The sequence below is a fragment of the Pseudomonas sp. GV071 genome, assembly GCF_003050835.1.
Taxonomy (GTDB): domain Bacteria; phylum Pseudomonadota; class Gammaproteobacteria; order Pseudomonadales; family Pseudomonadaceae; genus Aquipseudomonas.
The window spans coordinates 261878-275654 of record NZ_QAOJ01000001.1 but is presented as its reverse complement, the minus strand read 5'-3'; the positions used below and the strand labels follow the sequence as shown (position 1 = coordinate 275654).

General features: G+C 62.0%; 12 protein-coding genes. 2 read left to right on the top strand and 10 right to left on the bottom strand.

What is annotated here, in order from left to right:
* The first annotated feature begins 59 nt into the window (after nt 1-59).
* Complete coding sequence (locus C8K61_RS01145) at nt 60-1376, top strand: HAMP domain-containing sensor histidine kinase (RefSeq protein WP_108094342.1); 1317 nt, start codon at nt 60-62, stop codon at nt 1374-1376.
* A 134-nt stretch (nt 1377-1510) separates the two neighbouring features.
* On the opposite strand, the gene C8K61_RS01140 is transcribed toward C8K61_RS01145, so the two are convergent.
* Genes C8K61_RS01140 through zwf form a run of 3 tightly spaced genes read right to left on the bottom strand, consistent with a single transcriptional unit; the run spans nt 1511 to nt 4356 of the window.
* Nucleotides 1511-2182, bottom strand: a complete 672-nt coding sequence (locus C8K61_RS01140) for a bifunctional 4-hydroxy-2-oxoglutarate aldolase/2-dehydro-3-deoxy-phosphogluconate aldolase (protein WP_256589334.1) — start codon at nt 2180-2182, stop codon at nt 1511-1513.
* A 1-nt stretch (nt 2183) separates the two neighbouring features.
* The gene (gene pgl, locus C8K61_RS01135) at nt 2184-2900 is read right to left on the bottom strand and encodes a 6-phosphogluconolactonase (protein ID WP_108094341.1); all 717 of its coding nucleotides are present in this window, start codon (nt 2898-2900) and stop codon (nt 2184-2186) included.
* Nucleotides 2887-4356: a glucose-6-phosphate dehydrogenase gene (gene zwf / locus C8K61_RS01130; protein WP_108094340.1), complete on the bottom strand. Its 1470-nt coding sequence runs from the start codon at nt 4354-4356 to the stop codon at nt 2887-2889. Before zwf ends, pgl begins: the two co-directional genes overlap by 14 nt.
* A 211-nt stretch (nt 4357-4567) precedes the next feature.
* Here zwf and C8K61_RS01125 point away from each other — a divergent pair, with 211 nt between their 5' ends.
* The gene (locus C8K61_RS01125; RefSeq protein WP_178086417.1) at nt 4568-5428 is read left to right on the top strand and encodes a MurR/RpiR family transcriptional regulator; all 861 of its coding nucleotides are present in this window, start codon (nt 4568-4570) and stop codon (nt 5426-5428) included.
* A 165-nt stretch (nt 5429-5593) separates the two neighbouring features.
* Here the strand turns inward: C8K61_RS01125 and C8K61_RS01120 are convergent, their stop codons facing one another.
* The 7 genes from C8K61_RS01120 to C8K61_RS01090 all read right to left on the bottom strand — a co-directional run bounded on the left by C8K61_RS01120 (nt 5594) and on the right by C8K61_RS01090 (nt 13743).
* Entirely contained in the window at nt 5594-6442 is an 849-nt protein-coding gene (locus C8K61_RS01120; protein ID WP_371919960.1) for a D-hexose-6-phosphate mutarotase, read from the bottom strand.
* Nucleotides 6443-6527: 85 nt separating this feature from the next.
* Entirely contained in the window at nt 6528-7748 is a 1221-nt protein-coding gene (locus C8K61_RS01115) for a carbohydrate porin (RefSeq protein ID WP_108094873.1), read from the bottom strand.
* A 263-nt stretch (nt 7749-8011) separates the two neighbouring features.
* Complete coding sequence (locus C8K61_RS01110) at nt 8012-9169, bottom strand: ABC transporter ATP-binding protein (RefSeq protein WP_108094338.1); 1158 nt, start codon at nt 9167-9169, stop codon at nt 8012-8014.
* Between the two features lie 3 nt (nt 9170-9172).
* Nucleotides 9173-10018: a carbohydrate ABC transporter permease gene (locus tag C8K61_RS01105; RefSeq protein WP_108094337.1), complete on the bottom strand. Its 846-nt coding sequence runs from the start codon at nt 10016-10018 to the stop codon at nt 9173-9175.
* Nucleotides 10019-10037: 19 nt separating this feature from the next.
* On the bottom strand, nt 10038-10946 hold the full coding sequence (locus C8K61_RS01100; RefSeq protein WP_108094335.1) for a carbohydrate ABC transporter permease: 909 nt from the start codon (nt 10944-10946) through the stop codon (nt 10038-10040).
* 120 nt (nt 10947-11066) lie between these two features.
* Nucleotides 11067-12359: an ABC transporter substrate-binding protein gene (locus tag C8K61_RS01095; RefSeq protein WP_108094333.1), complete on the bottom strand. Its 1293-nt coding sequence runs from the start codon at nt 12357-12359 to the stop codon at nt 11067-11069.
* A 115-nt stretch (nt 12360-12474) separates the two neighbouring features.
* Nucleotides 12475-13743, bottom strand: coding sequence for an AGE family epimerase/isomerase (locus C8K61_RS01090; protein ID WP_108094331.1), 1269 nt, complete (start codon nt 13741-13743; stop codon nt 12475-12477).
* Between the last annotated feature and the right edge of the window lie 34 nt (nt 13744-13777).

Below are 13777 nucleotides of genomic sequence, written 5' to 3'. Positions count from 1 at the left end.
AGATTCAACCCATCCGACCTAACCGTCGGATGGGTTTTGTTGGTTTATGAGGAATCGTTGTGCGCTCACTTTTTTGGCGAATCTTTGCCAGTTTCTGGCTGGCCATCGTGCTGGTGGCCGGGCTGTCGATCCTGCTCGGGCGGATGCTTAATCAAGACGCCTGGATTCTCAGCCAGCACCCCGCGCTGCAAGGGGTACCGGAAGCCTGGGCGAGCATTTACGAAAGCAAAGGCGCCGATGCCGCTCAGAACTATCTGCAGCAGCGCAAACGCGATTACCACATCGACACCCAGGTGCTCGACGACAGCGGCAACGCGCTGATTCAAGGTACCTTCCCACCGCGCGCCGCCGCCTTTGAAAAGCGTCAGCATGACGACCCGCGCCGCCTGCCCTGGCGCCGCCTGACCACCGACTACACCAGCCCCGGTGGCGACACCTACCTGTTCATTTACCGCATTCCCCACCCGGAGCTGGACGACTGGCACCGTGGCAGCCTGCTGATGCCCGCCAGCGCGCTGGGCATTGCCTTGGTGGTGCTGACCGCCCTCAGCCTGCTGCTGACGCTGTCGATCACCCGCCCGCTCGGGCAACTGCGCGGCGCCGTGCATGACCTCGGCCAGGCGGCCTACCAGCAACACACCCTGGCGCGCCTTTCCACCCGCCGCGATGAGTTCGGCGTACTGGCCGGCGACTTCAACCGCATGGGCGAACGCCTGCAGGACCTGATCAGCAGCCAGCGCCAGTTGCTGCGCGACGTCTCCCATGAACTGCGCTCACCGCTGGCGCGCCTGCGTATCGCCCTGGCCCTGGCCGAACGCGCCGCGCCGGAAGACCGGGTGAAACTGTGGCCGCGTCTGGAGCGTGAATGTGATCGCTTGGAGGCGCTGATCAGCGAGATCCTCGCCCTGGCGCGGATGGACGCCAATCTCGGCGCCGCGCAAGCAGTGGACGTCACCGCGCTGCTCGAAAACCGCCAGCAAGACGCCGAGCTCAACGAACCGGAGCAGCCGGTCAGCGTGCAGGTTGAACCAGGCCTGAGCCTCACCGGCTGGCCGGACATGCTCGAACGCGCCCTGGACAATTTGCTGCGCAATGCCCTGCGCTTCAACCCGACCGGGCAAGCCATCGAGCTGCGTGCCGAACGTTTAGGTGAGCAGGTGCGCTTGAGTGTGCGTGACCATGGCCCCGGCGTGTCGCCCGAGCACCTGGCGCGCCTGGGCGAACCCTTCTACCGCGCCCCCGAGCAGAGCGCCCCGGGCCACGGTCTGGGCCTGGCCATCGCCCGCCGCGCCGCGGAACGGCACGGCGGTACGTTGGAATTGGCCAATCATCCAGAGGGTGGGTTTGTGGCCAGTTTGGTATTACCCGAAGCATAAAAAAACCGTCTTTCGACGGTTTTTATGGCGCGCTTCGATCCAACCATCTGGACCCCAGCTTTCGCTGGGGTGACGGCAGTTTTGACCGCCATCACCGTCGCCCCAGCGCAGGCTGGGGCCCAGAATCTACCGTCTTACGCGTCCAGCAATGCCAGCGCCTCCCGGCTCACCTGCTCCACCCGCGCCCAATCCCCAGCCTTGGTCCAGGCGCTATCCAGCATCCAACTGCCGCCCACGCACATCACATTCGGCACGGCCATGTAGGCCAGCAAATTGTCAGGTTTCACCCCGCCAGTCGGGCAGAAACGCACCTGGTTGAACGGGCCGCCCAACGCTTTCAACGCGGGAATGCCGCCACAAGCTTCTGCCGGGAACAGTTTGAAACGGCGATAACCCAGGCCGTAGCCGAGCATCAAATCCGACGCGCCACCTACACCTGGCAAGAACGGCACCGGGCTGTCGACGGCAAAGCGCAGCAGTTCAGCGGTGCAGCCTGGGCTGACGATAAATTGCGCGCCCGCCTCTTCCGCGGCCTGGAACATTTGCGCATCGAGAATGGTACCGGCGCCGATGCACAGGTCCGGGCGCTCTTTGCGCAGCACTCGAATGGCGGTGAGGCCGTGCTCCGAGCGCAGGGTGATTTCCAAGGTGCGCAGGCCACCGGCGGCCAAGGCGTCGGCCATCGGCAGAATCTGTGCTTCGTTGTCGATGGTCACCACCGGCAGGATGCGCGCCTGGCGGCAGATCGCGTCGATCTGCGCGGTTTTCTCGTCCATGCTCGGGGTCACGCTGTTGAGGAGGGTCATCTTAGGGGCACCAGTAAATAGCCAGCGGCGAGCGCAGGAAAGCACGAATCGGCATGGCCAGGGCGTCGTCGCCGGCCAGTGCAGTACGCAAGGTCGCCAACTTGGCGGGGCCTTGCACGGCAAGGAAGATCGACCGCGCCGAGGCCAGCAGCGGCAGGGTCATGGTGAGGCGTTGATGGGGCACGCTGGGCGCCAGCATCGGCAGGCAGCGTTGCGGGCAATCGGCGCTCAAGGCCAGGGCCAGCTGCGGGCTGTTGGGGAACAGCGAGGCTGTGTGGCCGTCGTCGCCCATGCCCAGCACCAATACGTCCAGCGGTTGCGGCAATTCGCTCAGAGCCAGGTTGGCACCGGCCACCGAGGCGTCCAGGGTTGCCGGGCTGCGGTACAGGCCAATGAAATGCGCGCGCGCCGCTTCACCACGCAGCAGGTGGCGCTTGAGCAGCGCTTCGTTGCTGTCGTTGTGTTCGGTCGGCACCCAGCGCTCGTCGGCGAGGCTGACCACCACCCGCGCCCAGTCGAGTTTGTGGCTCGACAAGGCTTCGAGAAACGCCACCGGGCTGCGCCCACCGGACACCACCAGGCTGGCGAAATCGCGTTCACGCAGGGCCGCCGTCAGGGCGTCAGCTACCGCTTGCGCCAGCTCACTGGCTTGTTGTTTTGCCGAGGCTTGGCTGAGCGCCTGCACACCAGCGGGGAATTGCAGTTCAGAGATCGCCATACCAGGACCTCCCATCACGGGTAATCAACGCCATCGCCGCCATCGGTCCCCAGGAACCGGCCGCGTAAGGCTTGGGTGGGTCGCCGAGCTGTTTCCAGCCGGCAATCAACTGGTCGCACCACAGCCAGGCGTGTTCGACCTCGTCTTTGCGCACGAACAGGTACTGGTTGCCCTGAGTCACTTCCAGCAACAGCCGTTCATAGGCATCGGGAATGCGTGCCGCTTTGTAGGTTTCCGAGAAATTCAGCTGCAACGGGCCGCTGCGCAGTTGCATGCCTTTATCCAGGCCCTGGTCTTTGGTCATCACCTGCAGGGAAATGCCTTCGTCCGGTTGCAGACGGATGATCAGCCGGTTGCTCACCAGCGGCCGCTGCTCGGGGGCAAAGATGTAGTGCGACGACTCTTTGAAGTGGATGACGATCTGCGACAGCTTCTGCGGCATGCGCTTGCCGGTACGCAGGTAGAACGGCACGCCGGACCAGCGCCAGTTGCGGATTTCCGCACGCACGGCAACGTAGGTTTCGGTGTCGCTCTGCTGGTTGGCATTGTCCTCTTCGAGGTAGCCCGGCACCGGTTTGCCGGCGCTGCTGCCCGCCACGTATTGGCCACGCACCACCTCACGGCTCATGTGCTCGGGGGTGATGGGCGCCAGGGCTTTGAGCACCTTCACTTTCTCGTCACGGATGCTGTCGGCCGAGAGGTCGCTGGGCGGATCCATGGCGATCAGGCAGAGCAACTGCAACAGGTGGTTCTGGATCATGTCGCGAAGTTGCCCGGCCTGGTCGAAGTAACCCCAGCGGCCTTCGATGCCGACCACTTCGGCCACGGTGATTTCCACGTGGGAAATGTGGTGCTGGTTCCACTGGGTTTCGAACAGGCTGTTGGCAAACCGCAGGGCGATCAGGTTCTGCACCGTCTCTTTGCCCAGGTAATGGTCGATGCGGTAAATCTGCGATTCGGGGAAATGCGCGGCCACCGCGTCGTTGATCTTGCGCGACGACTCGAGGTCATGGCCGATCGGTTTTTCCAGCACCACGCGGGTTTTCTCGGCCAGGCCACACGCCGCCAGGTTGGCGCAGATGGGGCCGTAGACGAATGCCGGGGTCGCGAAATAGGCGATCAGGGTGTCCGCGTTGCCGACTTCCTTGACCAGCGCCGGGTAACTCTCAGCCTCGGTGAACTCCATGGTCAGGTAGCTCAGGCGCTGACGGAAACGCTCCAGCACTTCGCCGTCCAGGTCCATCACCGGGATATAGCGGTGCATCCAGTCATCGATAAACGCCAAGTGGGTGCTGGGCTCACCTTGATCGCGCGCCAGGCAGACGATGCGCGTATCGGTGTGCAGCAGACCGGCGCGGTCGAGCTGATAGAGGGCAGGAAACAGCTTGCGCAACGCCAGATCGCCAAGGGCGCCGAACAGGATAAGGGTGCAGGGTTTTGCAGTGATCACAGGCATGATATTTGTTCTTTTATCAAGTATTGGAAGAAATACCGCGTTAACAGGACTAAATCAAGCTTAAATGTTGTAAACAAAACAACATTTCACAGCAATCACCGGCGACAGTGGCCGTTGGCACGGCCCCACAGTTAGGATAGGCCGCCCTGCCCGCGCCTCAAGCGCAACGGCTGCATTGGCGTGCAATCACCGAGGACACTAGATGGAACGCGTGCGTAACCTGTTGGAGCAGATCCAGAGCCGGCTCAGTGAGTTGAACAAAGCCGAGCGCAAAGTGGCCGAGGCCATTCTGCGCAGCCCGCAACAGGCCACCCGTTTCAGCATCGCTACCCTGGCGCAGGAAGCCCAGGTCAGCGAACCCACGGTCAACCGTTTCTGCCGCTCGTTCGGGGTCAGTGGCTACCCGGAACTGAAAATGCAGCTGGCGCAAAGTCTGGCCAGCGGCGCCGCCTACGTGAGCCGCGCGGTGGAAGCCGACGACGTGCCCGAGGCCTACACGCAGAAGATCTTTGGCAGCGCCATTGCCTCGCTCGACAGCGCCTGCCGCCAGCTCGACCCTGTGAAAATCAGCCGCGCCGTCGACCTGTTGATCCAGGCCCGGCAAATCAACTTCTTCGGCCTCGGCGCCTCGGCCTCGGTGGCGCTGGATGCGCAGCACAAATTCTTTCGCTTCAACCTGGCGGTGACCGCCCACGCCGACGTACTGATGCAGCGCATGCTCGCGTCGGTGGCACACACCGGCGACTTGTTCGTGATCATTTCCTACACCGGCCGCACCCGCGAACTGGTGGAAGTGGCGCGCGTGGCACGCGAGAACGGCGCCTCGGTACTCAGCCTGACCGCGGCCAATTCGCCGCTGGCCAAGACCAGCACCTTGAGCCTGGACATTCCGCTGCCCGAGGACACCGACATCTATATGCCGATGACCTCGCGGATCATTCAGCTGACCGTGCTCGACGTGCTGGCCACCGGCGTGACCTTGCGTCGCGGAGTGGATTTCCAGCCGCACCTGCGCAAGATCAAAGAGAGCCTGAATGCCAGCCGGTATCCCAACGAAGACGATCCGGGCTGAAGGGGCGTGCTTGCAGCCACCCCCTCTCCCTAACCCTCTCCCCCACGGGGGCGAGGGGACTAGAACGAGTTGGAGCAGCTAGCTCCACCCCCAGCCTTATGCCGCTTAGGCTCCCCTCTCCCGCTTGCGGGAGAGGGGCTGGGGGAGAGGGCCGGCCTCACGCCATTACACAAGCCGCGCGTGCAACCTCAGCTCCGCCGTTTCCCCCGGCCCAATCGTCACACTATCTTCCCGACAACTCGCCGCCTGCACCGAGACAAACCCCAACGCCTCATGCCAGCCGACATCGGCCAGCGGCCTGGAGCCGGGATGCCAGACCACGGTGTTGGCGCCGCCGCTGGTGTCGATCTGCAAACGCCGACGCCAAAGCTGATCTTCCAGATCCACCCGCCCGGCCCGCCGGTAGACGCGGTGGCAGCCGTTGTCCAAACGCAGCGGGCTGGTCTGCTGAAAGTCTTCACGGGCCAGCAGGTCAAAACCCTCCGCCCGCTCCAGACCGCGCAAGGCCACTTGGGCCATGTCGCCTACTCGCCAATAGCCATGCAGCGCATGGCTGAGCTGACACGGCTCGCTGTCCTGATGCTGGGTCACCAAGCGCAGCTTCAGCTCGGCGCCCAGTTCGGCAAACAGGTCGACCTGCCACTCACACAACTCCAGCCGCCAATGCAGGCGTACACCGCTGGCATCGGCCTCGTGTTCGAGCAACTCCCAGTCACTCAAGCGCGCCCAGCCGTGGGACGGCCAACCGCTCTCGGTGGGGTGGCGGCTAAACCACGGCCAGCACACCGGCACGCCGCCGCGAATGGCACCGTGCTTCGGCCAGCGTGCGGCGCACCATAACCACGGGCGTTGGCCTTTGGGTTGGAAATGCAGCAACTGCCCGCCCTGGCGGCTGAACACCGCTTCGCAGGTCGGGTGGCTGATTAAAAACAGGTCGCGCTCCTGATGGCGCGTCCAGCTGAAAAGGGGCTTGCCAGCTCCAGCCAGCAGTGCGCTCAGAGGGTTCTCCTCCACACGCATCTGCTCGCTGGCAGCTACAAGTTCCGGGCGCGGCACGATGGGCCTGGCTGTTCTCCGGGTCATCGACCGCGCTCAGGCATCACTTCCACCAGTACTCGACTTGCACACCGAAGTTGGAACCGTGCAGATCGGTGCCGAAGGCGCCGGTATCCGACAGTGCCGAACCTGCGGCGACCATGCTGGCCGAACGTTGTGCCGCTTCGTTCCAGCTCGCATAGGTGTAGTACAGACGGAACTCGGGACGGGTGGTGAAACCCGGGCCCATTGGCGACCAGGTCGGTGCCACGGTGAACTTGGTCAGCTTGCGGGTGCCGCCAGGGGCTTCCACCTGGTCGCGACCCAGTTCGGTGACGAACTTGAAGGTGTCGGTAATCGCATACACCGGACGCACGCCAACGGAGAGCCAGTTCTGGTCCTGACCGTCTTCACGCTTGTCTTTTTCGTAGACGATTTCGAACTGGCCACCGAAGTGCTTGGTCACCTGCCAGTCGAAGAACTCCACTACGCGCCAATTCTTCGCGCTGCTATCCAGTGTGGTATCGCCGGTGTAGCCCAGGCCGGTGCCCGGACCTTCACCGTATTGCAGGGCCAGGGTGTTGACGCCGCCGAGGAATTCTTTTTGTTTGTGCTGCACGGTCACCGAGTAACCGCTGTTCTTTTCAGCGTCGTTGTTGCTGGGCTTGTCGATGTAGCTGACGCCCACCTGCACGGTGCCGTTGGGGTTGGTGTTGAAGCCATCGACGTTGAAGTCGTGACGGTTCACGTAGGGTTTCTGGTCGTAGTTGTCTTTACGCGAGAACACGTAGCTGTACTTCAGGTCACCGAGCTGCACTTCGTCAAAACCGAAACCGGTGGCGCTCTGGTTCCAGTAGTAGAAGTCGGAGATATGGATGTCGTTTCGTTTGTAGAAACGCCGCCCCGCCCAGAACGAACCGCCATTGAGTGCGGGCATGTTGCTCCACTCGGCGTACATCTGGTTCATCCGCGCAAAACCGTAGTCGCCGGTGTACTTAGGAGTCTTGTCGTATTGGTTGTAGAGCTGGGCCATGCCCTCGACGCTCAATACCGAACCGTCATCAAGCTTGAACAGGTCCTGACGCAGATCCAACTCGGTGTACTGCTCGCATTCGTTACCAAGACGGTATTTGGATTTGGCACCTTGCAACTGGAAGCATTGCTGACCGGAACTGTTCACCGAGGTACCAACACCGTTACGGGTGTAGCCACTGAATTCCAGGGCCTGGGCAGACCAGGGAAACATTGCCAGGGCACACGGCAGCGCCCAGAGGCCTTTCTTCATTGTGTTCATATCCACTCCACTCATTTTTATTGTTGTTGCGCTTCGGATAACACCCAGACGGGAGCGCACGAAAATCGATGCCCATCCCGCGCTGATCTGAGCGACCTTGCGGCCGCGTAAATCGCCCTGCCTTGCAGCAGAGGTACTTATCCATCCCCTCCCCCGGGCTACGTCCTTGCGGGTAAAAAAACAGCCGGGGCGCTAGCCAAAGGAACCGCGCACCACAGCTGCAAACCACGCAAACCCGGTCTCACTCCCACGCCTTAGCGCGGGATCAAACGCGTGACGCGGCCTGCCTTCTCAGCAGGCTGCGACTTTCCCAACAGCCCCAGGCGCTCTCCGCTTTTCGCGTCGAACAGCAGCACCTTGTCGGGATCAAATTGCAGTTCCAGGGTTTCGCCGACTTTCGGCGCCATGTCCGGTGCCAGGCGGCAGCAGACCTTGGTCTGGTTGAGGTTGACGAACACCAGGGTGTCCGGGCCGGTCGGCTCGATCACTTCCACCTCGGTGAGAATGCTCGGCAGGTTCGAACCGCTGGAGGCCAGGCTGATCTGCTCAGGGCGAATGCCGAGGATCACTTCGCGGTTCTCCAGGCCTTCGTCCTGCATCGCCAGCGGCAGCTCGCAGCGCGCCTGGCCGGAGTCCAGCAACGCCAGCAAACGGCCGTCACGGCGCTGCAGACGCAGGGGAATGAAGTTCATTGGCGGCGAGCCGATGAAGCTGGCCACGAACAGGTTGGCCGGGTCGTTGTAGATCTGTTGCGGGGTGCCGAACTGCTGAACGATGCCGTCCTTCATCACCGCCACTTTGTCGCCCAGGGTCATCGCTTCGATCTGGTCGTGGGTGACGTAAACGGTGGTGGTTTTCAGGCGCTGGTGCATCAGCTTGATTTCGGTCCGCATCTCCACGCGCAGCTTGGCGTCGAGGTTGGACAGCGGTTCGTCGAACAGGTAGATCTTCGGCCGCCGCGCCAGGGCCCGGCCCATGGCCACGCGCTGTTGCTGGCCGCCGGAAAGCTGGCCAGGCTTGCGGGTGAGCAGGTGTTCGATCTGCAGCAGCTTGGCCACCCGCGACACTTCTTCTTCGATGGCCGCCGGGCTCATCTTGCGCATCTTCAACCCGAAGGCGATGTTCTCGCGCACGTTCATGGTCGGGTACAGGGCGTAGCTCTGAAACACCATGGCGATGTCACGGTCTTTCGGGCTCATGCCGCTGATGTCGGCACCGTCCACCAGGATCTCGCCACCGGTGATGTTTTCCAGGCCGGCGATGCAGTTCATCAGGGTCGATTTACCGCAGCCAGATGGCCCGACCAGAATCAGAAACTCGCCAGACTCGATCTTCAGTTCGATGTCTTTGAGGGTGTCCGGCAGGCCGCTGCCGTAGGTCTTTTTGACGTTCTTGAGTTCGAGAGTTGCCATGCTTTACCCCTTGACCGCGCCGGCCGTGAGCCCACGCAGGAAATACTTGCCCGCGACGATGTAGACCAGCAGCGTTGGCAGGCCGGCGATCATCGCCGCCGCCATGTCTACGTTGTATTCCTTGGCCCCGGTGCTGGTGTTCACCAGGTTGTTGAGGGCCACGGTGATCGGTTGTGCGTCGCCGCTGGCGAACACCACACCAAAGAGGAAGTCGTTCCAGATCTGGGTGAATTGCCAGATCAGGCAGACCATGATGATCGGCACCGACATGGGCAAAAGAATCCGCCCGAAGATCGTGAAGAAGCCGGCGCCGTCGAGGCGCGCTGCCTTCACCAGGGCGTCCGGAATCGCCACGTAGTAGTTACGGAAAAACAGCGTGGTGAAGGCCATGCCGTACACCACGTGAATCAGCACCAAGCCTGCGGTGGTGTTGGCCAGGCCGAACTTGCCGAGGGTGAACGAGGCTGGCAGCAGCACGGTCTGGAACGGCAGGAAGCAACCGAACAGCAGCAGACCGAAGAACAGTTGCGAGCCACGGAAGCGCCACATCGACAGCACGTAGCCGTTCATGGCACCGATAAAGGTGGAGATCAGCACCGCTGGCACGGTGATTTTCACCGAGTTCCAGAAGTAGCCGCCGACGATGTCCCAGGCCTTGATCCAGCCGATGCCATCGACCACTTGCGGCCAGCTCAGCAGGTTGCCGGTGCGGATGTCATCGGGGCTTTTGAAGCTGGTCAGCAACATCACTACCAGTGGAATCAGGTAAACCGCCGCCGCGCCGAACAGGGTGACGTAGATCGCCAGCCGGCTGAAGCTGAAGGAGGACTTGGCGAACGGACGGGCCATTGGCGTTACAGCAATCGAATCAGTCATGGCGTTTGTTCCGCAGCTCGGAATACAGGTACGGCACCAGAATGGTCAGGATCGCGCCCAGCATCAGCATGGCGCTGGCTGAACCGATGCCCATCTGGCCGCGGCTGAAGGTGAAGGAGTACATGAACATCGCCGGCAGGTCGGACGAGTAGCCAGGGCCACCGGCGGTCATCGCCGCCACCAGGTCGAAGCTCTTGATCGAGATGTGCGCGAGGATCATGAAGGCGCTGAAAAATACCGGGCGCAGGCTCGGCAGTACGATGCGCAGGTAGATGGTCGGCAGGCTGGCGCCATCGACCTGGGCGGCGCGGATGATCGACTGATCAACGCCACGCAAACCGGCGAGGAACATCGCCATGACAAAGCCCGAGGCCTGCCATACCGCAGCGATCACCAGGCAGTACACCACGCGCTCCTGGTCCACCAGCCAGTCCAGGCGAAAGCCTTCCCAGCCCCAGTCACGCAGCATCTTGTCCAGGCCCAGGCCCGGGTTGAGCAGCCATTTCCAGGCGGTACCGGTGACGATCATCGACAGCGCCATCGGGTACAGGTAGATGGTGCGGATAAAGCCTTCCTTGCGGATGCGCTGGTCCAGCAGCACCGCCAGAAACACCCCGAGCACCAGGCTGATGCCGATGAACAGGCCACCGAACATCACCAGGTTCTTGCTCGCCACCCACCAGCGATCGTTGTCCAGCAGGCGCACGTATTGCTGCACGCCGACCCACTTGTAGCTCGGCATGAAGCTGGAATTGGTAAAGGACAGAATGAACGTCCAGAGGATGTATCCGTAGAAGCCCACCAGAATCAGCAACATGCTCGGCGCGACGACCAACTTCGGTAGCCAGCGCTGCAGTGCGTCGAATGGTGAAGCCTTGTTAAATACCGCCACGGTGCTCATCGGCAAAACCCATCTTGGAGAAATTCAGCCCGAATGCTCCCAGCGACAGCCGCAGGGGCCGCTGTCGTTGGCAGGGTTCGGATGTTTAAAGGGCCGCCGGCGAACCGGCGGCCGCATGCCTTACAGAGCAGCCTTGATAGCCGAAGCCATCTGCGCACCGGCCTTGGCCGGGTCGGCGTTCTTGTCGCTCATGAAGTTGGTCACCACATCGAAGATCGCCCCTTGTACCGCCAGGGAGGTCGCCATGTTGTGGGCCATGCTTGGCTTCAGGGTGCCGGCCTTGTCGGCGGCCTTGAAGTCGGCCATGGCGGCTTGGCCACAGCTGTCGAACTTGGTCATGTCCAGGTCATCACGCACCGGGATGGAACCTTTGTTCTGGTTGAACACGTACTGGAACTCAGGCTCGAGGATGATCTTCGCCACTTCGTTCTGCGCAGCAATGTTGCCCGGCGTGTTGTTCTTCGCCGAGAGTTTGAACATGGCCAGCGAGTCGATGTTGTAGGTGAAGCTGCCTTGGGTACCCGGGAACGGAACGCACTCGAAGTCGGTGCCGGCTTTCTTGCCTGCCGCGCTCCACTCGCTCTTCGCCCAGTCACCCATGATCTGCATACCGGCTTTGCCGTTGATCACTTTGGCCGCTTCCAGGTTCCAGTCCTGGCCAGTGCCGTCCGGGTCCATGTAACCCTGGAGTTTTTTCAGGGCCTTGAACACTTCGGTCATTTTCGGGCTGGTGAGGGTGGCCTCGTCCTGCTCGATAAAGGCTTTGGTGTAACCGTCAGCGCCCATGATGGAGAGCACCAGGTCTTCAAAGACGGTGCTGTCCTGCCATGGCTGACCACCGTGGGCCAACGGGATCAGGCCAGCAGCTTTGAACTTCTCGGCAGCGGCGAACAATTCGTCGAGGGTGGTCGGTGCTTTTTCCACGCCGGCTTTCTTCATCGCCACCGGGTTGACCCACAGCCAGTTCACGCGGTGAATGTTCACTGGTACGGCGACGTAGTGATCGTCGTACTTCATGGTGTTGGCGACGGTTTTGGACAGCAGCTTGTCCCAGTTGTTGGCCTTGGACACATCGTCCAGATTGGTCAGCAAACCGAGTGCGCCCCAATCTTGCAGGTCAGGGCCTTTGATCTGTGCAGCCGACGGCGGGTTGCCGGATACGGCGCGGGTTTTCAGTACGGTCATGGCTGCAGCGCCACCACCGCCGGCCACGGCGCTGTCTTTCCAGGTGTAGCCGTCTTTTTCCACCAGCTTGCGCAGCACATCAATGGCTTTTGCTTCACCACCGGACGTCCACCAATGCACCACTTCTACAGTGCCTTTTGACTCTGCAGGGGTATCGGCGGCAAGGGCGCTGAGGGGGAACAACGAGGCGAGGGAAATTACAGCAGCGAGTCGGTTGATCGCGTTCATCTGAAGTACCTTCTTGTTGTTATACAGGCAAGTCGGAAGCTTGCGTTGCGATGGATTCTAATCAAGCCGTTCGGCTCCTGAGGTAACGAAGGGATGCGTAAATGTCACCGCCTGGTTACATAGCGTGTGACTGTGTAGAAAGCTCGACAAGCGCCGCCGTCAGGCTTGGCGCCAAGCCCACTTGGGGTAGGCATACAGCCTGGTAAGCGTGGTACAGATCGGGCTTGCCGGCCCAAATAGTGGCCGCAGGTTTATTGCCGGTATCCAGCTCGTGGTGCCAGCTGCCCTGCTCGCGGTCGATGAAATGGCGCTCGATGAAATCCCAGAACCGCCGGTACCAGACTTCATAGCGCTGCTCCCCCGTGCGTTTGAGCAACGCCGCTGCGGTGGCACTGGCTTCGGCATGCACCCAATGCAAACGCGGGCGCACCACGGGTTTGTTCTGCCAGTCGAGGGTGTAAACCAACCCTGGCGCGCCATCGACATTCCAGGCGTAACGGCAGGCGCTGTCGAACAGGCCGACGGCGTCGTGCAGCAACCAATCCGGTGCGGCGTAACTGGCGCGCTGCAATGCCGCCTCCAAGTGCAACACCAGGCGCGCCCATTCATAGGCATGGCCCGGTGTGGTGCCATAAGGACGGAAACCGTCGGCGGGGTTCTCGGCGTTGTACTCGAGCTGGGGTTGCCAGTTGCGATCGAAATGCTCGATCACGGCGAAATCGTTGTTGGCCGCATGGCCATGAATCAGACGCTCGACAATCTCCAGCGCCCGTTCCAGCCAGCGGCTGTCGCCGGTCGCATCGGCCAAGGCGAGAAACGCCTCGGTGCCGTGCATATTGCTGTTGGCGCCGCGGTAGGCCTCTTCCTCGGTCCAGTCGCGAGCGAAGGATTCGCGCAAGGCGCCTTCCTCCTCGCTCCAGAAATGCGCGTCAATCACCTGCACCGCCTGCGCCAGCAATTCCTCCGCTCCCGCCGCGCCAGCCTGCACGGCAGAACTGGCCGCCAACGCGACAAACGCATGCAGGTACGCGGCCTTGCCGGTATTGCCATCGCGGTGCTCGGCCTGGGCATACCAGCCACCGAACTCGGCATCACGCAACGGCCCCAGCAAGGCAGCGACGCCGTGCTCGACCAGCTCCAGGCAACCGGGAACACCTTGCACATGGGCCATGGCAAAACTGTGGGTCATGCGCGTGGTGTTCATGGTTTCAGCGACGGCATCGGCCGGCAACCGGCCCCGGGCATCCAGATTGGCAAACCCCTGCTCGACCTTCGACGCCTTGGCAAACGCCAGCAGGCGCAGGCCTTCGGTTTGCAACCAGAGATGGTGGGTCGGGGCATTGAGCCAGCTGCCGAAATAGGCGTTGGTGCTGTCGCCGGTCATGGGCGTTTCCCTCTGCGGTTTTTGGATTTTAGGG